The sequence below is a fragment of the Pseudomonas sp. UBA3149 genome (assembly GCF_002364655.1).
GTDB classification, from domain to species: domain Bacteria; phylum Pseudomonadota; class Gammaproteobacteria; order Pseudomonadales; family Pseudomonadaceae; genus Chryseomonas; species Chryseomonas luteola.
Genome location: NZ_DEYV01000012.1, coordinates 61,279 through 83,136, shown reverse-complemented (window position 1 = coordinate 83,136; position 21,858 = coordinate 61,279). Strand labels below are relative to the sequence as shown.

The 21,858-nt window shown below is 56.6% G+C and carries 19 protein-coding genes; 4 read left to right on the top strand and 15 right to left on the bottom strand.

Annotated elements, in window-relative coordinates:
• Positions 1–45 precede the first annotated feature (45 nt).
• From B3729_RS09805 to B3729_RS09785, 5 genes are all read right to left on the bottom strand, one after another.
• Positions 46–1,290 carry a phospholipase D-like domain-containing protein gene (locus B3729_RS09805; protein ID WP_286787760.1) on the bottom strand — a complete coding sequence of 415 codons (1,245 nt, stop codon included), beginning with the start codon at positions 1,288–1,290 and terminating at the stop codon, positions 46–48.
• A 61-nt stretch (positions 1,291–1,351) separates the two neighbouring features.
• Positions 1,352–2,002, bottom strand: coding sequence for a MotA/TolQ/ExbB proton channel family protein (locus B3729_RS09800; RefSeq protein WP_286787759.1), 651 nt, complete (start codon positions 2,000–2,002; stop codon positions 1,352–1,354).
• Between the two features lie 33 nt (positions 2,003–2,035).
• Complete coding sequence (locus B3729_RS09795; RefSeq protein WP_286787758.1) at positions 2,036–4,318, bottom strand: TonB-dependent receptor; 2,283 nt, start codon at positions 4,316–4,318, stop codon at positions 2,036–2,038.
• A 22-nt stretch (positions 4,319–4,340) separates the two neighbouring features.
• A complete protein-coding gene (locus B3729_RS09790) occupies positions 4,341–5,129 on the bottom strand; it encodes an energy transducer TonB (protein ID WP_286787757.1) in 789 nt (262 codons plus the stop codon).
• 3 nt (positions 5,130–5,132) lie between these two features.
• The gene (locus tag B3729_RS09785; RefSeq protein WP_010795870.1) at positions 5,133–5,540 is read right to left on the bottom strand and encodes an ExbD/TolR family protein; all 408 of its coding nucleotides are present in this window, start codon (positions 5,538–5,540) and stop codon (positions 5,133–5,135) included.
• Positions 5,541–5,749: 209 nt separating this feature from the next.
• Between B3729_RS09785 and B3729_RS09780 the strand changes: the two genes are divergently transcribed.
• Positions 5,750–6,454, top strand: coding sequence for an aspartate/glutamate racemase family protein (locus B3729_RS09780; protein WP_286787756.1), 705 nt, complete (start codon positions 5,750–5,752; stop codon positions 6,452–6,454).
• Between the two features lie 21 nt (positions 6,455–6,475).
• Here B3729_RS09780 and B3729_RS09775 read toward each other — a convergent pair whose 3' ends face one another.
• From B3729_RS09775 to B3729_RS09760, 4 genes are all read right to left on the bottom strand, one after another.
• Positions 6,476–7,825, bottom strand: a complete 1,350-nt coding sequence (locus tag B3729_RS09775) for a hypothetical protein (protein ID WP_286787755.1) — start codon at positions 7,823–7,825, stop codon at positions 6,476–6,478.
• 157 nt (positions 7,826–7,982) lie between these two features.
• The gene (locus B3729_RS09770) at positions 7,983–9,356 is read right to left on the bottom strand and encodes a hypothetical protein (protein ID WP_286787754.1); all 1,374 of its coding nucleotides are present in this window, start codon (positions 9,354–9,356) and stop codon (positions 7,983–7,985) included.
• Positions 9,357–9,456: 100 nt separating this feature from the next.
• Positions 9,457–10,512: a hypothetical protein gene (locus B3729_RS09765; RefSeq protein ID WP_286787753.1), complete on the bottom strand. Its 1,056-nt coding sequence runs from the start codon at positions 10,510–10,512 to the stop codon at positions 9,457–9,459.
• A gap of 135 nt (positions 10,513–10,647) precedes the next feature.
• A complete protein-coding gene (locus B3729_RS09760) occupies positions 10,648–11,712 on the bottom strand; it encodes a hypothetical protein (RefSeq protein WP_286787752.1) in 1,065 nt (354 codons plus the stop codon).
• Between the two features lie 394 nt (positions 11,713–12,106).
• Between B3729_RS09760 and B3729_RS09755 the strand changes: the two genes are divergently transcribed.
• Positions 12,107–12,400, top strand: coding sequence for a YciI family protein (locus B3729_RS09755; RefSeq protein ID WP_010795876.1), 294 nt, complete (start codon positions 12,107–12,109; stop codon positions 12,398–12,400).
• A gap of 33 nt (positions 12,401–12,433) precedes the next feature.
• Here B3729_RS09755 and nhaA read toward each other — a convergent pair whose 3' ends face one another.
• A complete protein-coding gene (gene nhaA / locus B3729_RS09750) occupies positions 12,434–13,609 on the bottom strand; it encodes a Na+/H+ antiporter NhaA (RefSeq protein ID WP_010795877.1) in 1,176 nt (391 codons plus the stop codon).
• A 36-nt stretch (positions 13,610–13,645) separates the two neighbouring features.
• Positions 13,646–14,734, bottom strand: a complete 1,089-nt coding sequence (locus B3729_RS09745; protein WP_286787907.1) for an AI-2E family transporter — start codon at positions 14,732–14,734, stop codon at positions 13,646–13,648.
• Between the two features lie 465 nt (positions 14,735–15,199).
• Between B3729_RS09745 and ahpC the strand changes: the two genes are divergently transcribed.
• Both ahpC and ahpF read left to right on the top strand, forming a co-directional pair.
• The gene (gene ahpC / locus B3729_RS09740) at positions 15,200–15,763 is read left to right on the top strand and encodes an alkyl hydroperoxide reductase subunit C (RefSeq protein WP_122041560.1); all 564 of its coding nucleotides are present in this window, start codon (positions 15,200–15,202) and stop codon (positions 15,761–15,763) included.
• A gap of 121 nt (positions 15,764–15,884) precedes the next feature.
• Positions 15,885–17,441, top strand: coding sequence for an alkyl hydroperoxide reductase subunit F (gene ahpF / locus B3729_RS09735; RefSeq protein WP_010795880.1), 1,557 nt, complete (start codon positions 15,885–15,887; stop codon positions 17,439–17,441).
• An 86-nt stretch (positions 17,442–17,527) separates the two neighbouring features.
• Here ahpF and B3729_RS09730 read toward each other — a convergent pair whose 3' ends face one another.
• The 4 genes from B3729_RS09730 to B3729_RS09715 all read right to left on the bottom strand — a co-directional run bounded on the left by B3729_RS09730 (position 17,528) and on the right by B3729_RS09715 (position 21,696).
• Positions 17,528–17,881 (bottom strand): rhodanese-like domain-containing protein, encoded by a 354-nt coding sequence (locus B3729_RS09730; RefSeq protein WP_239383362.1) that lies wholly within the window; start codon positions 17,879–17,881, stop codon positions 17,528–17,530.
• Between the two features lie 36 nt (positions 17,882–17,917).
• A complete protein-coding gene (chrA, locus tag B3729_RS09725; protein WP_286787751.1) occupies positions 17,918–19,267 on the bottom strand; it encodes a chromate efflux transporter in 1,350 nt (449 codons plus the stop codon).
• Between the two features lie 59 nt (positions 19,268–19,326).
• On the bottom strand, positions 19,327–20,277 hold the full coding sequence (gene dmeF, locus B3729_RS09720; RefSeq protein ID WP_010795883.1) for a CDF family Co(II)/Ni(II) efflux transporter DmeF: 951 nt from the start codon (positions 20,275–20,277) through the stop codon (positions 19,327–19,329).
• Between the two features lie 132 nt (positions 20,278–20,409).
• A complete protein-coding gene (locus B3729_RS09715) occupies positions 20,410–21,696 on the bottom strand; it encodes an alanine/glycine:cation symporter family protein (RefSeq protein WP_150348569.1) in 1,287 nt (428 codons plus the stop codon).
• Positions 21,697–21,858: the final 162 nt, after the last annotated feature.

Here is a 21,858-nt window from a genome sequence, read left to right as displayed (position 1 = left end):
TTCCAGGGTGAGCGGCATTCAGCCCGATACCCGTCCCGTTAGCAATCACGGCGTACCGGGATGCGGCTCCGGGTAAGTACGCATCACGCTGATCATGTCGGCATAGGAGCTGTTCCACAACTGCTCATGGAGCTGACGAATGCGCTCGGCCATGGCGTGATCCTGCATCACCACCTCCAGGTTGCGGGAGTTATCCAGATAGCCGCCGAGCCAGTTGCTGGTGCCTACCCAGGCGAGGCGCCCATCGATTTCCATCGTCTTGCTGTGAATCACCCGTGCAAAGGGAATGAAACCGCCCGGATCGGCCGGCAGCGTGACGATCTTGACCTGTACATTCGGCAGCACGGCCAGGCTTTTCAGGTAGTCGATCTCCGGTGCGCCCGTGTTCCAGTGGGACACCATCAGCTTGATGGATACCCCTCGGGCGGCCGCCGCGCGCAAGGCATTGTCGATCACCGGGTAATACGGGCGGCTCTTGTCCGGTCCGTAGGATAACGGCGCATAGTCAAGCAACTGCACACGCACCTCATGCCGGGCCTGAGCAAGCAAACGCGGCAACTCTATCTGGGAGTCACGCACGCCGGGCGGGTTGTAGCGCGCAGGGCTGGCGACCAAGTAATTGCCGGTGGGCGCTGGCTCCCTGCTGGAGTCCTGTCGCGGCTGCGGAGTCGGTTTGCCCTCCGCCAAAGCCTGCTGTGCCTGCCAATCCTGGTTGAAAATAGCCTGTATTTGACCCGCTACCGTGCGGTCGCTGATCCGCACACCTGTTTCATGGATATGCGTAAGGGAACGCCAATCAAAATTCTGGCTACCCACAAAGGCTTCGCGGCCATCCACGACCAGATATTTGGCGTGAATGATTCCCCCGGTCAGCTGGCCATACGGCAATACATGCAAGGTCAGATTAGGAATGCTGCGTAAGCGGTCCAGCGTGGCAGGGTCCGACATCCGCAGCCCCTTCTCTTCCAGCAGGAAGCGAATCGTCACGCCGCGCTGCCCGGCCGCCTGCAAATGCTCGATCACAGTATCCAATTGCGAACCCGGCTGACCGGACGCATAGAATTGGCCAATGTCGATACGGTGCTGGGCCCGGTCGAACATTTCGCTCCAGACCTCGACCGGGTTACGCAGGTCATTCGTTGCCAGATCGGTCGCCACCGGCACGGTATGCACCAGCTCGAACCCTGGAATCTTGAAATCGGCCCAACTGAGCGTACTGGCGCTGAGTAGGAAAAACCCAAAACACAAGCGTCGAGCGCCACGGATCGGCAAACGGGACAATACAGACATGGAGGTCTCAAACAAGAAGGAAAAGACTGGGCGAGGACCGATTGGCCCTCGCCGCAACCGATCAGGCGGTACGGTACTGCGCCATTGGCTCTGCAGATTGAACGTGGGCTTCATCCACAGGCTGAGCCCCCATGCTGGCGCGAATCAGCAGGATCTTGAGCTGATCGTTGATGCGCTCCAGGCGATCCTGGAAGAAGTTATGAAAGACCACGCAGCCCAGCGCGATGGCAATACCCAAACCGGTCGCAAAGAGCGCCGTTCCGATGCCTGCTGAGATCTGACCCGGGTCGGACACACCCGCCGAAGCCAGCGCTTTGAAGGTATCGATAATACCGAGGATGGTCCCGAGCAGCCCCAGCAGCGGCGCTGCGGTCGTAATGGTTTCGACGATCCACAGGCTACGCGCCAGCGGTGCACGGGTCGCCAGGTACTGCGCTTCGATAATCTCGTCCAGCTCCTTGCGAGTGCCGCGCTGCGCCTTTTGCGCCAGTACCGGCCGCACCATGGTAAGCGGCAAGCTTTCGCGGCGGGTAAAGGACTCCGGCAGATCACGGTCGCTACGCACCTTAGCCGTCAGTAATGACTCCAGTTGACGCGCCTGCCTGCGGGTATAGGCAAAGTACAGGCTCCGCTCGATGATGACGAACAGGGCAATGGCGATAGCGCCGTACATGACATAAAACGTGATGTCATGGAGCAAGTCGGTATTCATGTTCAACACACCTCGTTAAAGAAGGTTCGAAGGTCAGAAGCTGGCTTCCAGGGACACCGTTACGGTCCGCTCGACGCCCACGATGTAAGCCGGATCGCCGTCGCGGTAGCCGCTGTAGCTCGCTGCGTTGGTCTTGTAGGTGTACACACCGTCCAGGTACTTCTTGTCGAACAGGTTGTCGACGTTCAGACGCAGGGTGGCGTCCTTGACGATGTGCTTGTCTACCGGCAGGTATACACCAGCTCCGAGGTTGAAGATTGTGCGCCCCGGAATGCTCTCGTCATTGGTCAGGTCACCGTAGAGCTTGCTTGTGTACTTGGCGCCGAAAGTGCCGTAATAACGGCCGTCGTCATAACCGATATTGGCTGCCAGCATGTTCTTGGGCACGTTGGCAAACTGCTTGCCGCTGGTAGGCAGCTCCACCGCAACGCCATTATTGTAGGCAGTGACGTCGTCCTTTTGCTTGGCACGGGTGTACGTGTAGGAGGTGTAGTAATTGAAGTTGTGCGGCAGCAGGCCGCTCCACTCCAGCTCAAGCCCCATGTTGTCTACGTCACCCGCGTTGATATCGGCGTAGTCACCGTTCTCGTCACGCGAGGAAACCTGGCGGTCCTTGAACTTTAGATAGAACAGGGTGGCCGACAGGGCCATGTCTTCCTGGGTGTAGCGCCAGCCCAGTTCGTTGCTCCAGCTGGTTTCAGGATTGAGATTGATCGAGCCCTCACCCTGATCGTACAGCACGTAGTTGTACGGTATGCGCATGTTACGGGTCAGGTTATAGAAGAACTGATTTTGCTCGTCGAAGCGGTAGCCGATACCAAAGGTCGGCAGCACCTTGCTGTAGTTCTGGTGACGCTTCTCCGGCAGCTCGGTCAGGCTGCCATGGTTGGTCCCCTTGCGATCGACATCCATGTAGGCCACGCCGGCGTTGAGCGTCCAGTCCGGGTTCATGTACCAGGTATCCTGTACCCATACCTTATGGGCTGGCGTAACGGTGTAACGGTCGCGTCCCTGGATGATGTTGCCGTTGGCGTCGCGGGTCTCGTCCGAGTCTGACCAGACGCTCTCAGGCTTGCCACTGGACTTGAGTGCAATGAACGGCTGGGTCTGCCGCTGACGGGCGCGTTCATACCAATAACCGAATTGCAGGCTGTGATCGCCCAGGTCCCAGTTCAGCTTGGTCGTGATGCCGGGGCGCCAGGTCTGGGTACGAGACGGCCGATAATAAACGCCGGTATAGGAAAGCCCGTCATTGGCGTAGCTGCTGGCCGTAGGCAGATTGCCCAGGTCGTAGACACCATTGCTGCTGGTTCCGCGGTTGAGCGAATACGCGGTGCTGCCTACGCCGCTGCCGTCCCCCCAGTAGTAATAGGGGATGACCGACAGGGACATGTCATCGCGCAGGCGGAATTGGGTGTTGAGCACGCCGGTAAAGGTTTTGAACGGGTTCTGTGCCAGCTCGTAGTATTTGGAAATCTTACCGTTGGAACCCAGCGCAGGCGGATTGGGGTTAGGATCGTATTTGCGCCCGTACTGGGTGAATTCACTCTTGGTGAGCTGGCTATAGCTGTTGTTGTCCTGCTCATGGTACTTGAGGATCAGGTTGGCCGTATTGCCATCCCCGGCGTCGAAAAAGCTGTTCCATTCCACCTTGTCGGCCCGAACGGCACCGTGACCGCGCCACATCTGACCTTCGGTATGCGAGGCAGACAGCCAGTTGGACAGGCCATTCCACTCGCCTGTGTTCAGACGGGCAAAGGTCTTGTAAGTACCGTTGCTGCCTGCAGTCTGTTTAACAAATGCGCCGGTCTCTTTGGTTGGCCGGATAGTTGTCAGGGTAATGTTGCCGCCACTGGAGCCGATGTGCGGACCGTCGGCATCCGAGGCGCCCTGTACTACGGAGATCTGGTCGATGTTTTCCGGATCGCCCAGCAGGTTGGAATACAGCGCATAGTTGCCCGAGTCATTGATAGGCATCCCGTCAACAGACATGCCGACCTGATCGGAGTTAAGCCCCCGCAGGGTGAAGCGAAAGCCCGACAGGCCCGTGGCGTCTTCGCTGGAGATGTTCAGTCCCGGCGTGTACTTGAGACGGTCAACGGCATTAGCGGTTGCCGTCTGCTTGTTCATGGCTTCGCGGGTGAGGGTGGAGCGCGACTTGGGGCTTTCTTCAGGGGTCATGTACCCGCTGCCCAGCGTAGCCTTTCCTTCGACGCCGATGGTGCCGACATCACGCTCACCGGTTTCCTGCGCCATGGCCACACCATGGCAAAGACCAGAGGCAACCAGCGCCAGGTAAATCCTTGTGTACTTCATTGGAATTCCTCGAATCGGATAATCACTGCATGCTGTAACTGAAGGTGGCGGTAAAGCGGAGCTGGTCCTTGCCGGCAAAGGCCTCGGACGGGAACGGCTTGACGCTCTTGATACGGTTCAGGCTGTTGGTGGCCGCGCGGTTGAGCAGCATGCTGCTGGCCTTGTCCTGTATGCCGGAGTCCAGTACGCGTCCGGCGCGGTCAACCAACAGCCAGATCACGACATCACCGTGTGGCCGCTCAAGCGATGCCTGGCGTCCGGTGGGGTACTGCTTGTAACGATCCAGCTCGGCGCGCAACCCCTGTACGTAGCCGCCTTCCAGTGCCTGGGCATTGACGGTCGGCTTGGGCGGTGTAGCCGGTGCCGGCTTGGCTGCGACCGGAGCAGGTGCCGAAGCAGGCGTCGGCTTGGCTACCAGTTGCTCGACCTTGGCCACGGCAGGCTTGGCCACTGGCTTTGGCTGTGGTTTCGGCTGAGGCTTGGGTTGCGACTTCGGCACTGGCTTGGGCTCAGGTTTGGGTTCCGGCTTGGGCTGCGGCTTGGGAGGTGGTGGCAAGGCAGCCTCCTCTTCCTCCACGACAGGCTCCGGTGGTGGCGCATCAACCGGTTCGGCTACAGGCTCCGGCGGTGTAACGACCGGTTCGGGTTCCTGAACAGGGTCCGGTTCAACCAAAGCCAATTCCACGGCCGACTCGTCGTATACCGACTGAACTTTCAGCGGCGTACGCTGGGCATACAGGGCAATCAGTACCAGCGCAGCAAGCGCAGGTAGCCAGCCCAACACATGGCGGGAGCGATAGAACGTATACATGGATCAGGACTTGCGCGTGGCGATGGAGACGGAGGTAAAACCGCCTAAACGAAGGGTGTCCATCACCTCGACCAACCGGGCCACTTCCACGCCCTTGTCGCTGTTGACGATGATGGTGGTCTTGCTGTCTGGTTTCTCCTGCGCCTTGAGCGCCACGACCAGGGCATCGACCTGAATGTCCTGACCATCCAGCTGCAGCTCACCGTTAGCGCCCAGCGTCAGGATGGCCTTGTTCTGCGGTTTGAGCTGTTGCGCGCTGCTGGCGCTAGGGAGCTGGGTTTTCATTCCCAATGCCGGGATTACGTTCAGACTGACCAGTACAAAGAAGACCAACAGGAACATCATCACGTCGATCATCGGGATAAGCTCGATATGAGCCTTGCGCTTCTTGGGTTCTTCCCAGGTTCTCATGATGACTGCCCTCCAAAATGATGGGGGCACGCTAACAACCGAAAATGACAGCGGGGTTAAGTATTCTTGACCATTTAAAGCTCTAGATCGGGCTTTTTACTGAACAATCGATACAGCTGTTAACTATCGGATCGGTACAGTGGCCTCTTGCCTTGCTGCGTTGGACTGGCCTGTGAGACGGTTCCACTCCCTCATCAAGGAGCAGAATCATGCGAACGCTAGGACTTCTTGCCGGCATGAGCTGGGAAAGCTCGGTCACGTACTATCGCCTTCTCAATCAAATCGCCCGACAGCGCCTTGGTGGTCTGCACTCGGCACCACTGCTTATGTGGTCAGTCGATTTTGCAAAGATTGCCGAGCTGCAACATCACGGCGATTGGGACGGTTGCGCCAGACTGCTGGTAGATGCAGCACGCCGCCTGGAAACGGCAGGCGCCGAAGGTCTGCTCATCTGCACCAACACCATGCACAAGCTGGCCGAACCTATCCAGGCGGCAATTGATATTCCGTTGATCCACATCGCTGACGCGACCGCAAAAGCGTTAACGAAAGCCGGTATGCAACGCCCCGCCCTGCTCGCCACACGCTTTACCATGGAGCAGGATTTCTATGTCGGCCACTTGCGCGCCCACGGCCTGGACCCTCGTATCCCGGACGCCCCAGGTCGCGAGCGGGTTCACCAGATCATCTATGAAGAGCTGTGCCAAGGCGTGGTTCGGGACGGATCCAGACAGACCTATGTGGCAGAAATCGGCAAGCTGACCGACCAGGGCGCCGATAGCGTAATCCTGGGCTGTACGGAAATCGGATTACTGCTCAGCCAGAATGACCTCGCCCTTCCTGTCTTCGATACGACCGAAATTCACGCCGAAGCCGCGATGGATTTTGCTCTAGGTAACGAGACGCTGCCGTAACGCACGGCAGCGTCTGCTCCCTCATTGCTGAAGCACAGAGGCCACGTTGTTCAAGCCATTCTGAACAACGGTGGCCGAGTCATTTCCGCTGTTGAAGTCGCCATTGACCAACCCGCCCTGCACTACCGTTGCCACGTTGCCGCTCAGGCTTTGGCTGATACTGGCCTCGTTACCGCCATTGCTCCAGCTTTGCGTCAGGCTGGCGCTGTTGAGGTCACCGCTTTGGGTGATTTCAGCCATGGCCGTCCCAGTGGGGTTGGCCTGGGTGATGTCGGCCTCATTGTCATTGCCAGTCTGGGTAATCTCGGCCTGCCGGCTGCCCCAGAACTGGTCAATCGAAGCAGTGTTGCGATCACCCTCCTGGGCAATCCGCGCCACACTGTCATATACCATAGGCCCACCACCACCTTGGGCGGCCGCGGCCTGGTTGGCATTACCGGTTTGACTGACATCGATCACGCTACGGTCTGCCTGTTGGCTTAGTGTTGCGCTATTGGTAGAACCTAGTTGATCGAGATTAATGGTGTTGGTAATCCCATCCTGATTAATCGAAACGGTATTCTCATCACCAATGGAACTGCCACGCACCGTGGCGCCGAGCCCACTCTGCGCGCTGGTCAGCTGGTTGGCGTTACCTTCCTGGCGGAAAATGAACGACGCATTCGAGCCTTGATCAACCGTCGCGGAGTTGCCGTTACCCACTTGGTCCAATGTCATCTCGGAAAGATAACGTGAGGTACTCTGAGTGACAGACGCCAGATTTTCGTTACCGTTTTGGGTAACCGTAGCAACAGCTCCCGAATCGCTACTGCCCTGCTCCAGGATAATCGTATTGTTATCGCCTAATTGGGTAGTCTGTCCAACACCATAGCCGGTCTGAGTCACCTGAGTGGCGTTGCCGTTACCCACGCTGGAAGTATTAACGGTATTGGCGTACCACTGTTGCTGGATGGTATGTGTATTGTTGTTGCCTTCCTGATAGACCGTGGCCTCGGAACCCTGCCCATCCTGCTGATACAGCGACACGCTGTTGTCATCGCCTGCCTGGGTTACAGTAGCCGATTGTGAGCCGCTGTCCTGATAAAGATAGGCCGTGTTCCGGTTACCGGTCTGGCCCAGATCGATAGTGTTGGAAGAAAACGCAGTGTCCTGAACAGTCTCCGCGACGTTGTCATCGCCGTTTTGGACAATGGCAGATCGGCCGAAACTTCCCGTCTGTGTTTGCGTCGCCTGATTTCTTGCGCCCTGCTGCTCTAGCGTAGCCTCGTTGTTGTCTCCTGCCTGACTCTGGGTAGCGGTATTGCTTTCAGCATAGGCATGGCTGCCAATAACCAACATCAAGGCAACAGCCAAGGGTTTTAACCTGAACATATGCACGTCCCTCAATAGCGTTATTGTTGTTGTCCGGGCCTGTATCTCACAGGATCGGACAGGCGGTAACGCACGCCTGGACTACGGCAGTAATTTTCAGGCCCAGACGCTAGAACAACAGGTGCTGCCTCATTCAGGACAACACCTGCACCGTCGGTTATTGCTGAATAACCGAAGCCACATTGTTCATACCGGTTTGAGAGATAGTGGCTACACGCTCACCGACCACTACTTCGCCATTGAGCAGGCCGCCTTGAGTGATACTCGCTACATTACCTGCCACCTGCTGGGTAATTGTGGCCTCGTCGAACCCTACCGTGTCATGTTGAGTAATCGAGGCCTTATGGTTATCCCCAGTCTGCTGAATGCCGGCTGTTGTCCAACCCTCAATATTGCTGTGATCTATAGTCGCCTGGTTGGCTGCTCCGGCTTGCTCGATAAAACCTCTCGCCAAAGGCCCAAAGCTTTGGTTCAACACAGCGCTGTTTGCCTCTCCTTCCTGAAGGACATAGGCACTGCTGTTAGGCTCGTAATCACTAACGTAATCATCTTGCGTAATGGCAGTCTCGTTTCCTGTTCCGGTCTGACGAACAGACGCGGTATGACCAAGCCCTCTTTGAGAGACAGCTATACGGTTGTTATCACCGTTCTGCTCCAGCCATGCATTCAAGTATGTCCCCACTTGACTGGCTTCTATGACGTTGCCATTTCCAACCATGGCGCCGCCCAAAGAGCCTCGCCAGATGCCTTGGTCTGCAACCAGATCATTGCCAGTGCCATCCTGAACGAACTCAAGCGTTGCCATATCGGAACGTTGAGCCAAGTTGGCTGTATTGCCATCACCTACCTGATTCAGGATCAAGTCGATTTGCCCATACCGCGACGAGGTTTGATAAAGCGTCGCCGCCTGGTTTGTACCCTCTTGGTAGACCTCGATATTGCCCCCGGCGTAGCCTACACTTTGGGTCAGCTCAACCGAATTACCCTCGCCTCGCTGCTCAGCATGCGCAGGTCCGCCTCCATACTGCGTAGTGGTTGCGCTATTTCCATTACCCACACTCGTTACGCTTAATTCATTGCCGTAGCGCAGCTGCTGGATGTTATGGATGTTCCCATTCCCCTCCTGATACAAGCTGGCAACCGAGCCATTGCCGTCCTGTTGGTAAAGCGTTATGTCATTGCCATCTCCTCGCTGCAAAACAGTAGCCTGATGTCCGTATCCCAGGTTCTGTTGATTGAGCAGCGCGGTGTTCTGATTGCCAATCTGTTCAAGCCGCAGACTGTTTTCAGGGGTAGAAGCCTGGGATACCTGCTCGATTTGAGCTGAATTACCGTTACCGGTCTGCACAACTTCCGAGCGACTGAAGTCACCCCTTTGAATCTGGGCAGCGTTATTACCCTCACCGGCCTGCTTCAGAAGAGTATCGTTGTAGTTACCGTCTTGTGTTTGGATAGCAGTGTTATTTGCGGCAAGGGCATAACTGCCTGAGAGTATCAGCAGTGCCATAACCAAGGGCTTGAGCGTAAACATGTAGAAGTACCTCTATGAGGTCACACGAACGGGCGAACTCTGGCCTTACCAGCCCAGTACTCAGGGCTGGCGCTAACCATGTCAGCGCCAGCTGCTTACATCACTGCTGGGTAATCCTGGCAATGTTTCCTGTACCGTTCTGCAGGACGGTAGCTGAGTTGCCGTTTATATCTACTGGCGTGGCCTGAGTAATGGCAACCTGATTGGAGAAGCCTATCTGGCTGACCACAGCCAGGCTGTTGTTGCCAGACTGGTCGATTGTGGCGAGGTTACCGTCACCCTCCTGTACGAGATCTACACGAGCGAAATACAGGTCCTGGGTAATAGCAGCCACGTTGTCATTGCCCGTAGAGCGTCCTGTAATGGTGCCGCTGATACTAAACTGATCAATTGTCAGGTCGTTATTATTGCCCTGCTGGGCAAAATCAACCGTACTAAATCCGCCGTTTTGATTGATCGTGGCGGTATTGGTATCACCTTCCTGCGCTAATGCCACACTGGTCGCAGGATAGCGACCTGAGCTTTGGGTAACGGAAGCCAGGTTTTCATTGCCGTTCTGCTGGATTGTGGCTGTACCACCTGAGGAGCCGCCGGTTTGATCCAGGTTGATAACATTGTTATCGCCTGTCTGTATCGCCTCTGCCTGCATTCCGTGCCGTTGTATAGCATTCAGAGCGTTGCCATTACCCACCGTACGTGCTGTCAGCTCGTTGCCGCCATAGCCGTTCTGCTCAACATTGTGCGTATTGTTGCTGCCTTCCTGATACAGCGTAGCGACAGCGCCATTACCGCCTTGCTGATACAACGCTACGGTGTTTGTATCGCCCAACTGGGTAACAGTGGCGCTATGCTCTAGATCGAAGCTCTGCTGGTAGACCTGGGCTACGTTGCTATTTCCTGTCTGATAAAGATCAACCGTATTCCCAAGCCCCAGCTGCGTTGTTTCAGCCGCATTGGTGGCCCCATTCTGAGTAATAGCCGAGCGATGTCCGTTGCCCTCTTGAGTTTGGGTAGCGGTATTGCCTTCGCCCGTCTGCTCCAGTGTCGTTTCGTTGTAATTACCGTCCTGCGTTTGGGTAGCGGTGTTGTTTGCAGCCAGGGCATAGCTGCCGGAGAGCATCAGCAATGCTACAACCAGGGGTTTGAGTTTGAACATGAGAGATCCCTCTAGACGTATAAGTTAACCACTAAGGCCCATACCGAGCGCAGGGAATGATCCCTACGCCTAGTTAGGTAAATGGGACCGCTACGCTTGGGCAGGCAGTAACAGCCCCAAATACTCTACTGACTGCTACTGCTGGGTAATCCTGGCCACGTTGCCGGTACCGCTCTGCATGACGGTCGCTGCGCTCCCTTCACCGAATACACCAGCTATACCGGTTTGCGTCAGCGCAACCTGATTGGCAGAGCCCATTTGATTGACGGTTGCGATACTTCCACTGCCGCCCTGGTTGATCGTGGCCAGGTTGGCATCACCCTCCTGCACCAGATCTACCTTCGTGTAGTAGTCACCTTGCATGATGCTGGCAACGTTGTTGTCACCGACTGAACGCCCGGAAATGGCTCCGTTAGTGCTGAACTGATCGACATTCAACTCGTTGTTGCTACCCTCCTGGGTAAACTCAACGACGTCAAAGCCGCCACGCTGACTGATGGTCGACGTATTGGCATCGCCGTCCTGCGTCAGCGTCACTCGCCCAGCAGGGTAGCGGCCCGAGGTCTGCGTTACCGACGCCAGGTTGCTGTTGCCGTCTTGGGTAATCGTGGTCCAGCTTCCGCCCATACTGCCAGTCTGATCCAGACTGATGAGGTTGTTGTCTCCGGTCTGGATAGTCTGTGCAAATACACCCTCATTGCGTTGAATAGCATCAAGCCTATTGCTGGTACCTACCGTACGCGCTACCAGCTCCTTGAAACCTTCACCGTTCTGTTCAACGTCATGGATATTGTTGTTGCCCTCTTGGTACAGAGTCGCCACGGAGCCATTACCGTTCTGCTGGTACAGCGTCACGTGGTTCGTATCGCCCAACTGGGTAACGGTAGCGCTATGCCCATAGATAAAGCTCTCCTGGTAGACCTGAGCTCTGTTGCTATCACCCGTCTGGTAGAGAGCGACCGCATTTTCAAGTCCTAGCTGCGTCGTTTCAGCCGAATTAATGGACCCATTCTGGGTAATGGCGGAGCGATGCGCTGAGCCAGCCTGGGTCTGCGTCGCAGTATTGCCCTGCCCGCTCTGTTCAAGGATAACTTCGTTGTTATCGCCATCCTGCGCCTGGGTGGCACTATGGCTGGCAGCAAAGGCGGTAGTACCAAGGGAGACGAGAAGAATTAATGCCAAAGGCTTGAGCGTAGACATGAGTACTTTCCTTGATTAGTCGTAAGGCCGATAAGCTGAGCAAAAGGCAAAGCTGTAAAACCATTAACTACTCATGAAGGCCGCGCGAAGGCGTACCCTGGTGACTCCTGTAACAGTTGGTCGGCAGGTTTGATGTCCAGCATCCTGGCAATGGATCATCCAACTCACCCGTGCGGCGCAACCAGCGCACCTTGCGGTAACAACCTGATCTCAAGGCCTGCAGATACGGAGGCGAAGATTCGTGCAAATCCGTCTTTACGAATATCCATCGAACGGTGTAATACGATGAATGGTATTCATCCTAGACACTTGCGCTGGTTTATAAGACAGAACTGTCAGGCACTCGAATCGCCTGGACTGATCTCCACCAACACAATTAAAAACAGGAGCCACCATGCAATTTGTAGTAACCGCCTACGACCATACCGATCCAGAGGCCTTTAATCGTCGACTGGAAAATCGCCAGGCTCATCTGGAAGGAATTCGAGCCATGGCCAAAGAAGGAACATTTATCAGCGGCGGGGCCATTCTGAACGATGAAGGTCGAATGGTAGGCTCGACCGTACATGTCGAATTCGAGAACCGCGAGGCATTGGACCTCTGGTTGAAGAGCGACCCCTATGTCACGGGTCGCGTCTGGAATGAGATAGATGTACGAGAAATTAAGCTCGTTAACATCACCACATGATGCAAAAAGGGCACCTTCCGGTGCCCTTTGCTCTTAGGCGTTTTTCTTTTTGCCGACCGCAATCAGCATAAGCGCACCCAGACAGCCGGACGTAATCGACCCCAGCAGTACACCGATCTTGACCGCATCCACCAGTTCTGGCGAATTGGGGAATGCCAGCAGGCCGATGAAGAGGCTCATCGTGAAGCCGATTCCACACAGCAGGCCGATCCCGTACAGCTGCTTCCAGGTGGCATGTTCCGGCAGTTCGGCCAGTCCCAGGCGAATACTCAACCAGGCAAACGAGAATACGCCCACCTGCTTGCCAACCAAGAGGCCCAGCGCGATCCCCAGCGGAACCGAGCCCATCACGGAGGCAAGGCTCACGCCATTGAACGAGACACCAGCGTTGGCGAATCCAAAGATCGGAATGACCAGAAACGCGGTGTAAGGGTGCAATGTATGCTCAAGACGCTCCAGCGGCGGATGCTTCGAGCCGGTACGCAGCGGGATGGTCAGGGCCAGCGCTACCCCGGCCAGTGTCGCGTGTACGCCCGATTTGAACACGAAGAACCACAACACGATACCGACCAGCAGATATGGCAGGATTCGCGTTACGCCCAGCTTGTTCATGGCAATCAGCACCAGCAGGGTGAGACCCGCCAGTCCCAACATCGGCAGGGACAGATCTGCCGTGTAGAACACCGCAATGATGCACACGGCGAACAGGTCGTCGAGAATCGCAAGCGCGGTCAGAAAGATCTTGAGCGATACCGGAATACGCGAGCCCAGCAGGGAGAGTACCCCGAGTGCAAAGGCGATATCGGTCGCCGTGGGAATCGCCCAGCCTTGAAGTAAATGCGCATCGTCATGGTTGAGTGCCGCATAAATCACCGCTGGCACGACCGCCCCGCCTAATGCCGCCAGCCCTGGCAGTGCACGCCGTCCCCAAGTGGACAACTGCCCGACCAGCATTTCACGTTTGATTTCGAGCCCGACCAGCAGGAAGAAGACGGCCATGAGCGCATCGTTGATCCAGTGCAGGACACTCATGCCCAGCACGTAGCGCTCCAGGGTGCTGAAGTACACACTGGCCAGCGGCGAATTCGCCACAATCAAAGCAATGGCTGCCACTGCCATCAGAAGCAATCCGCCTGAGGCCTCGCTTGTCAGAAAGGCCCTGTAAAAGGCCTGAAGGCCATTCGAGCCCCGGATCTTGTTGTCTTGCATCTTTTCAACCTCACTCCTGAAAATGTAATCGAAGCCTTAAGGGCTTTTCTCTGATGTGTTGTTATCGGATACGACCACGGCATCCCGCGGCCAGGCGCTCCAAAGCGCCTTGAACAGGGTCTCCAGCGGGATCGCAAAGAAGATTCCCCAAAAGCCCAGCGTGCCGCCAAAAAAGAGAATGGCCAGGATAATGGCTACCGGATGCAGATTGACGGCACCTGAAAACAGCAGCGGTGAGAGAACATTGCCATCCAGTATCTGAATGATGGTGTAAGCCAGAATCGCATACAGGAACTGATCGCCCAGACCAAAGCTAAAGCCTGCCACAGCCGCAACGGGCAAGGTCGCGACGGCAGCACCGATGAAGGGAATCAGCACGGACAGACCGACCACCAGCCCGAGCAACATGGCATAGGGCAACCCCAGGATATAAAACGTGGCGTAGCTAACCGCCGCCACGATCACAATCTCGATGACCTTGCCGCGCACATAGTTGGCGATCTGCTCGTCGACCTCCTTCCAGACTCGGGTCATCAGGGTCCGTTTACGGGGAAGTACGGACAGGAAGAAGCCCACCAGCAGGTCCTTGTCCTTGAGCATGAAAAACACCAGGATCGGCACCAGTACCAGAAACGTACCAAAGGCGATGATATTGCCCAGCGAGGTCAACGACAGCCGGACCGCTCGCTGCGCAAGGGCAGTCAGCTCACTGCCTGCCGTCCCGATCCAGCCCTGAATCTGCTCATGAGTAACGACACTGGGATAGCGCTGCTGAAGCTCATCCAAGAGGACCTGAGCCTGGGCAAACATCCGGGGCGACTCCTGCAACAGCGTCACCAGCTGATCCCATACCAGCGGGAGCACAAACAACAAGAGGCCCAAGAATATGCCTAAAAAAGACAGGAACATGAGCGATATTGCCCAAAGCCTGGGTACTCTCCAGTGCTCCAGACGGCTGACGCCACCCTGTAGGAGAAAGGCGACGACCAGCGCCGTCAGGAACGGCGCCAGGGGCTTGCCCAACAACATGACCAGAGCAAAGCCCAGGATAAGCAAGACGCTGAGAACCACCGCTTCATCTTGGGAGAAATAGCGGGCAAACCACTGGGTAATGACGCGCCTGATCGCCATGACTAATGCCCTCCACGCTGGGCAGGTTCAGGTCGGCAACCTGAAAAGACAGCGATCAACAGTGAAGTGAATCTGCTTGGGAAGTCGAAGCCCTCAGGAAACAACTGGACGAATGCGGCTCCTGACATGTTTCTCCTTCGTCATCCTGTTTAACGAACACGATCGGCAAGGAAACCATATTTTTCAGCCCAATGCTCAACAGCTGTTTTTCACAAAATGTCCGAGCTAGTGCGTCTAGGCGCTTGAATTCTGATAATTCAGCCATACCACTAGCGCTTGCGGCAGTGTTTGTTGACCTCAGATACCTCCAAGCGCTCCGCCTGAAAGAAAGACTTAATGATCCTGAATGCGTGGATAGGTCAAACTTATGAGATTGATGCCCACATTCAATTAAGTCTAATGTGCATAAGCGAGTATCTTATCCCTCGCCAATTCTTAACCCCTGATGGAGATTCAGTGATGTCTTTGATCAATTCCGAGATCAAACCGTTTAAAGCTACAGCGTACAAGGATGGCAAGTTCATCGATCTGACTGAAGCTGACTTCAAAGGCAAGTGGTCCCTGGTTGTTTTCTACCCAGCTGACTTCACCTTCGTTTGCCCGACTGAGCTGGAAGACCTGGCTGACCTGTACCCTGAATTCCAAAAGCTGGGCGTAGAGATCTACGGCGTATCGTGCGATACCCACTTCGCTCACAAAGCGTGGCACGACACTTCCGACGCTATCAAGAAGGTTCAGTACGCCCTGGTTGGCGACCCGACTGCAACTCTGGCTCGCAACTTCGACGTTCTGATCGAAGAAGAAGGCCTGGCGCTGCGTGGTTCCTTCCTGATCAACCCGGAAGGCCAGATCAAGCTGTGTGAAGTACACGACAACGGCATCGGCCGCGACGCGTCCGAAATGCTGCGTAAGGTCAAGGCTGCTCAGTACGTTGCCTCCCACCCGGGCGAAGTTTGCCCTGCCAAGTGGAAAGAAGGCGAAGCTACTCTGAGCCCGTCTCTGGACCTGGTTGGCAAGATCTAAACGCCAACACACGGTTATCTGCGCTTAGGAGCCGGCTTCCGGCTCCCTCTAGTGCCCGAACGCCCGGGCGGAATACGTCCGGGCGTTTTTATTCCCGAAATTTGTCGAGAGGTAATGCCTCATGTTGGACGCCAGTCTTAAAACTCAGCTTAAAGCCTATCTGGAAAAGGTTACCAAACCCTTCGAGATCGTCGCGTCCCTTGATGACGGCGCTAAATCTCAAGAAATGTTGGGTCTGCTCCAGGACATCGTCAGCCTGACTGACAAGATCACCCTGCGCACCGATGGCAATGATGCTCGCACACCTTCGTTTGCCCTGAACCGTCCGGGTGAAAACATCAGCCTGCGCTTTGCCGGTCTGCCCATGGGCCACGAGTTCACCTCGCTGGTTCTGGCGCTGCTGCAAGTGGGCGGTCACCCGTCCAAGGCCAGTGCAGATACTCTGGAAGCGATCCGCTCGCTCAAGGGCGAATTCAATTTCGAAACCTACTTCTCGCTGTCCTGCCAGAACTGCCCTGACGTTGTTCAGGCGCTGAACCTGATGGCCGTACTGAATCCGAACATCCGCCACGTTGCGGTCGACGGTGCGCTGTTCCAGGACGAAGTTACCGAGCGCCAGATCATGGCTGTGCCCAGCATCTACCTGAACGGCGAACCGTTCGGTCAGGGCCGCATGGGTCTGGAAGAAATCCTGGCCAAGCTCGATACCGGCGCCAGTGCCCGTGACGCTGAAAAGCTCAGCGCCAAGGACGCCTTTGACGTACTGGTTATCGGTGGTGGTCCTGCCGGTGCTTCTGCGGCGGTGTATGCTGCCCGTAAAGGTATTCGTACCGGTGTTGCAGCCGAGCGTTTTGGCGGTCAGGTACTCGATACCCTGGCGATTGAAAACTTCATTTCCATCAAGGAAACCGAAGGCCCGAAACTGGCCGTAGCCCTTGAAGAGCACGTGAAGCAGTACGACGTCGACATCATGAACCTGCAGCGTGCCGAGCAACTGATTCCTGCCACCGAGGCGGGCCAGCTGCACGAAGTCAAGTTTGCCAATGGTGCTTCGCTCAAGTCCAAGACGCTGATCATTTCCACCGGCGCTCGCTGGCGTGAAATGAATGTCCCGGGCGAGAAGGAATACCGTAACCGTGGTGTAGCCTACTGCCCGCATTGCGACGGCCCGCTGTTCAAGGGCAAGCGCGTTGCAGTTATCGGTGGCGGCAACTCCGGTGTGGAAGCGGCAATCGACCTGGCCGGTATCGTGGCACACGTGACTCTGATCGAGTTCGACAGCCAGCTGCGTGCGGATGCGGTACTACAGCGCAAGCTGCACAGCCTGCCGAACGTGACCGTGATCACCAGCGCCCTGACCAGCGAAGTGAAAGGCGACGGCCAGAAAGTGGTTGGCCTGACCTACAAGGACCGCAACTCCAGTGAGTTCAAGTCCATCGACCTGGAAGGTATCTTCGTCCAGATCGGTCTGGTCCCCAACACCGAATGGCTCAAGGGCACCGTCGAGCTGTCACCCCGTGGCGAGATCGTTGTAGATAGTCGTGGCGAAACCTCGCTGCCGGGTATCTTTGCGGCTGGCGACGTAACAACCGTACCGTACAAGCAGATCGTGATCGCGGTCGGCGAAGGTGCGAAGGCTTCCCTGGCTGCATTCGATTATCTGATCCGCCAGGTGTAAGTCTGACTGTGTACCGCTCTGCCGGTACACAGCCTTCTCAAAACGCAGGGTATCTAAGATGCCCTGCGTTTTTTATTGCTCGTTGATCAGTCTTTCTGGGTATTGCAGGCCGCAAGGCCTCCCTCGATGGAGACGACTTGGGTGTATCCCATGCGCTGCAGGCTTTCAGCGGCCAACGCTCCCCGGTTACCGCCACCGCAATAGCAGACGATCGGTGTGGCCTTGCTGGCTGCCAGCTCGCCGATGTGCATTTCAAGAATCCCCCGGCTCATGTGGGTCGCGCCGTCCAGGTGTCCCCGTTCGAACTCGTCCCGCTCCCGAACGTCCAGAAGCAGCGCGCCCTGATCGACCAGTTGCTCGGCCTCAACGGGCGAAACCTGCCGAATACGAGACTTGGCGTCGGCTGCAAGTTTGAGAAAATCGTCTGAATGGTTAGCCATAGTGCATCCTCTCTTCTGCAGCCAAGCTGCTCCTTGTCACATGAATACGACGTGCATTAACAACCCTACTGTTGCACAGGCTAGCAGCACTTCCATAACTGTGCGCTTGAACCGGAAGAGCGCTATCGCTGCCAGCAGTGTGATCAGAGCGGAGAGTAGGTCGAACGATCCGCTCAAGCCCTGCGGCCAGAATACGTGGTAGCCGAAGAACAAGGCCAGATTCAGGATTACGCCGACGACCGCCGCGGTAATAGCGGTGAGCGGAGCTGTGAAGCCCACCACATTATGGGTGGACTCCACCAGAGGCCCGCCGGCCAGAATGAAAAGAAACGAAGGCAGAAAGGTAAACCAAGTCACCAGCACAGCAGCCAATGCCCCGGCGGCAAACATGTGCTCGCTCCCTAACGCCGCCTGCCCATATCCGCCTAAAAACGCGACAAACGCCACCACCATGATCAATGGTCCGGGTGTGGTTTCACCCAGGGCAAGACCATCGATCATCTGGCTTGGGCTCAGCCAGCCGTAGTGTGTGACGGCACCCTGATATACATAGGGCAATACCGCATAGGCACCGCCAAAGGTCAGCAGTGCAGCCTTGGTAAAAAACCAGCCCATCTGGGTGAAGGTATGAGTCCAGCCAAACAGATAGACCAAGGTCAGCATCGGCACGATCCAGAGAAATATACCCATGATTAACAGTTGCGCCAGCCGCGACCAGCGAAAACGGGCATGCTCAGGCGGCGGCGTGTCATCATCGATCAGCGCGGGTCCGAACGAAGCCGCCTGATTGGCATGCCCTCCCCCTACCCTGAACCGCTCCGGAGCGTACCTGCCTCCAATAAAGCCAATAACCGCCGCAGATAGTACGATCAGGGGAAACGGCACGTTGAAGGCAAACAAGGCGATGAACGAAGCCGCCGCAATGGACCAGAGCCAATGGTTTTTCAAGGTACGTGTTCCGATGCGATGGGCCGCCTGTACGACAATGGCGGTCACCGCTGGCTTGATGCCGTAAAAGATACCTGCCACAACCGGAGCGTTGCCCCAGGCCAGATAGATCCATGACAGGGCGATCAAGATAAGCAGCGAAGGCAATATAAAGAGCGCTCCGGCGATCACCCCACCCCAGGTCCGGTGCATCAACCAGCCAATATAGGTCGCCAACTGTTGGGCTTCAGGTCCGGGCAGTACCATGCAGTAGTTGAGCGCATGGAGAAAGCGCCTCTCGGAAATCCAGCGTCGGCGCTCCACCAACTCCTGATGCATGATTGCGATCTGTCCAGCCGGTCCGCCAAAGCTGATAAAGCCCAGCTTGAGCCAGAATAGAAACGCCTGAAACAGGCCTACCGGGACAGGAGATGGCAAGCGAGGCTCGGAAGAAGGCATGTTGAATCCTGTCGTTGACCAAGACCCGGTTATATCACTTGCCGCTGTCGCCTACCTCCTCAGCGTACCGGACAGATCCCGTCTCTGTTGATCTCAACCGTGATGTGGACAAGCTCTTCATGGACGGAAAGCTGCTGTTTGAAGTCTTCAGGCGAGGCATCACTGGTTGTGGCGATGCTGACGATGCAGGCGTACTTGCCCTTACCTACCTTCCAGACATGCAGATCACAGATCTTGGCCTCGATAGGGCTCTCTGCGATCACATCCCTGACCTCCTGTACCACCGGATCGTCCATCTGCGCATCCAGCAGCACACGCCCGGTTTGCTTGATGAGCCCAACGGCCCAGATGGCGACCAGTATGCCGCCTACGATTCCCATGACCGGGTCGAGCCAGCTGGCCCCCCAAAGCATGCCGCCAATCAGCGCGACGATAGCCAGGACGGAAGTTGCCGCATCAGTAATGACATGGATGTAGGCCGAACGCAGATTCAGGTCCTGATGCTCACCGTGGCCATGATGATGATCGTGACCATGGCCATGATCATGCCCGTGAGAATCCTTGAGCAGCCACGCACACACCAGATTGACCAGCAGTCCCAGAATGGCGATGGCGATGGCCTGCGTATAGTGAATCGGAGCAGGTGTCACGAGCCTGATCACGGATTCATACAGCATCAATAGAGCGATGCCAATCAGCGCCAGCGCACTGGTATAGCCAGCCAGCACCTCCATTTTCCATGTTCCAAAGGCAAAGCGTGCGTCGGTCGCATACCGTCTGGCCGCCGCATAGGCGAACAGCGAAAGCCCCAGCGCCAGCACGTGGGAACTCATATGCCAGCCATCCGCCAGCAGTGCCATGGAGTTGAAGGCCCAGCCGCCCGCAATCTCGATCACCATCATGATGGCGGTGAAAATCACGGCGCGGCGGGTATTCTTTTCCGCCAGCGGGTTTCCCTCGTTGAAGACGTGCGGGTGAGAACAGGAATGCTCAAGCGAAGATCGGGACATCGGAATGCTCTATCCAGAAAGGCCAGGAAAACAGCGTTATCGTTTGGACCACAGCATCGCGATTTTCACCCATTTTCCAGGTCCGGGCCTCGCGAGCCTCAATGAAAAAGGCTCGCCGCAGCGAGCCTTCGTTTATTTGCTGGCGAAGTATTCTCGCGTCAGCCGGAGCACCACCGGACTGAGCAACAGCAGCGAGATCAGGTTAGGAATGGCCATCAGACCATTGAGCGTATCGGCCAGCAGCCAGGCGAAGTCCAACTGTGCAATTGCCCCAAAGGGAACTGCCAGCACGAAGATGATCCGGAACGGCAGAATGGTCTTGGTACCCGCAAGAAACTCCCAGCAGCGCTCGCAGTAATAGCTCCACCCCAGGATGGTGGTAAAGGCGAATACCACCAGGGCGATGGTCAGGATGATGCCGCCAAAACCGGGCAGCGCCGTCTCGAAGGCCGCCGCTGACAAGGCCGCCCCACTCTGCCCACTCGTCCAGACGCCGGAGCAGATAATGGCAAGACCCGTCATGGTGCAGATGATTAGGGTATCGATAAACGTTCCGAGCATACCGATCATGCCTGAGCGTACAGCGCTGTTGGTCGTACCGGCTGCCTGGGCGATACCGGCGGTGCCCAACCCGGCTTCGTTGGAGAAGACGCCACGCGCCACCCCGAAGCGAATGGCAGCCATGACCGCCGCCCCTGCGAAGCCGCCCGTCGCCGCCGCCGGCGTGAAGGCATGGGTGAAGACCAGGCTGAGCGCATGAGGAATTTCGGACGCATGGGTCACCAGCACGGCAATGGCCGCGATGATATAGCCTATGCACATGGCAGGGACCAGGGACGAGGCGACCGCCCCGATCCGCTTAATGCCGCCCAGGATCACGAGCCCCACAACCACCATCGTCACGACACCGGTCAACCACAGGGGCACGGAAAAGGTTGTCTCCAGGGCCTGCGCCATACTGTTGACCTGCACCATGTTGCCGATACCGAACCCGGCCAACCCACCGAACAGGGCAAAGGCGCCGCCTAGCCAGGCCCAGCGCTTGCCCAGGCCGTTGCGGATGGCATACATCGGGCCGCCGACATGCTCGCCGCGCTCGTCCTTTTCACGAAAATGCACAGCCAATACCACTTCGGCATATTTGGTAGCCATGCCAACCAATGCCGTACACCACATCCAGAACAGCGCGCCGGGGCCGCCCAGGAAGATCGCGGTAGCAACACCCGCGATGTTGCCGGTTCCTACGGTGGCAGCCAGGCAGGTCATCAAGGCCTGGAAAGGGCTGATCTCACCGCTTTCGTCGTCATCCTTGGTCCGGCCCTGCCACAACAGGCGAAAGCCGGTGCCCAGTCTTACGATCGGCATCAGTTTGAGGCGTAGCATCAGATAAAGACCCGTGCACAGGATCAGTACCAGCATGGGCACGCCCCAGACAAGACCATTGAGGTCGTTGACCAGGGTATGGAGAAATTGCACGTAGAACTCCTTACATTCATTCAACGCCAGGAAACGGGCGCTGAGCCATGAGGTCTAGCCAATGAGCGTCGCGCGCTGGAAACCACGCCAGGAAAGCCGAGTACA

Coding starts and splice junctions, on each gene's coding strand:
- B3729_RS09795 (WP_286787758.1), bottom strand. CDS start 4,318: ATGAAGTACACAAGGATTTACCTGGCGCTGGTTGCCTCTGGTCTTTGC.
- B3729_RS09775 (WP_286787755.1), bottom strand. CDS start 7,825: ATGTTCAGGTTAAAACCCTTGGCTGTTGCCTTGATGTTGGTTATTGGC.
- B3729_RS09805 (WP_286787760.1), bottom strand. CDS start 1,290: ATGTCTGTATTGTCCCGTTTGCCGATCCGTGGCGCTCGACGCTTGTGT.
- B3729_RS09790 (WP_286787757.1), bottom strand. CDS start 5,129: ATGTATACGTTCTATCGCTCCCGCCATGTGTTGGGCTGGCTACCTGCG.
- B3729_RS09715 (WP_150348569.1), bottom strand. CDS start 21,696: ATGCTGGTACTGATCCTGTGCACGGGTCTTTATCTGATGCTACGCCTC.
- B3729_RS09765 (WP_286787753.1), bottom strand. CDS start 10,512: ATGTTCAAACTCAAACCCCTGGTTGTAGCATTGCTGATGCTCTCCGGC.
- B3729_RS09780 (WP_286787756.1), top strand. CDS start 5,750: ATGCGAACGCTAGGACTTCTTGCCGGCATGAGCTGGGAAAGCTCGGTC.
- ahpF (WP_010795880.1), top strand. CDS start 15,885: ATGTTGGACGCCAGTCTTAAAACTCAGCTTAAAGCCTATCTGGAAAAG.
- dmeF (WP_010795883.1), bottom strand. CDS start 20,277: ATGTCCCGATCTTCGCTTGAGCATTCCTGTTCTCACCCGCACGTCTTC.
- B3729_RS09755 (WP_010795876.1), top strand. CDS start 12,107: ATGCAATTTGTAGTAACCGCCTACGACCATACCGATCCAGAGGCCTTT.
- ahpC (WP_122041560.1), top strand. CDS start 15,200: ATGTCTTTGATCAATTCCGAGATCAAACCGTTTAAAGCTACAGCGTAC.
- B3729_RS09785 (WP_010795870.1), bottom strand. CDS start 5,540: ATGAGAACCTGGGAAGAACCCAAGAAGCGCAAGGCTCATATCGAGCTT.
- B3729_RS09770 (WP_286787754.1), bottom strand. CDS start 9,356: ATGTTTACGCTCAAGCCCTTGGTTATGGCACTGCTGATACTCTCAGGC.
- nhaA (WP_010795877.1), bottom strand. CDS start 13,609: ATGCAAGACAACAAGATCCGGGGCTCGAATGGCCTTCAGGCCTTTTAC.
- B3729_RS09730 (WP_239383362.1), bottom strand. CDS start 17,881: ATGGCTAACCATTCAGACGATTTTCTCAAACTTGCAGCCGACGCCAAG.
- B3729_RS09800 (WP_286787759.1), bottom strand. CDS start 2,002: ATGAATACCGACTTGCTCCATGACATCACGTTTTATGTCATGTACGGC.
- chrA (WP_286787751.1), bottom strand. CDS start 19,267: ATGCCTTCTTCCGAGCCTCGCTTGCCATCTCCTGTCCCGGTAGGCCTG.
- B3729_RS09760 (WP_286787752.1), bottom strand. CDS start 11,712: ATGTCTACGCTCAAGCCTTTGGCATTAATTCTTCTCGTCTCCCTTGGT.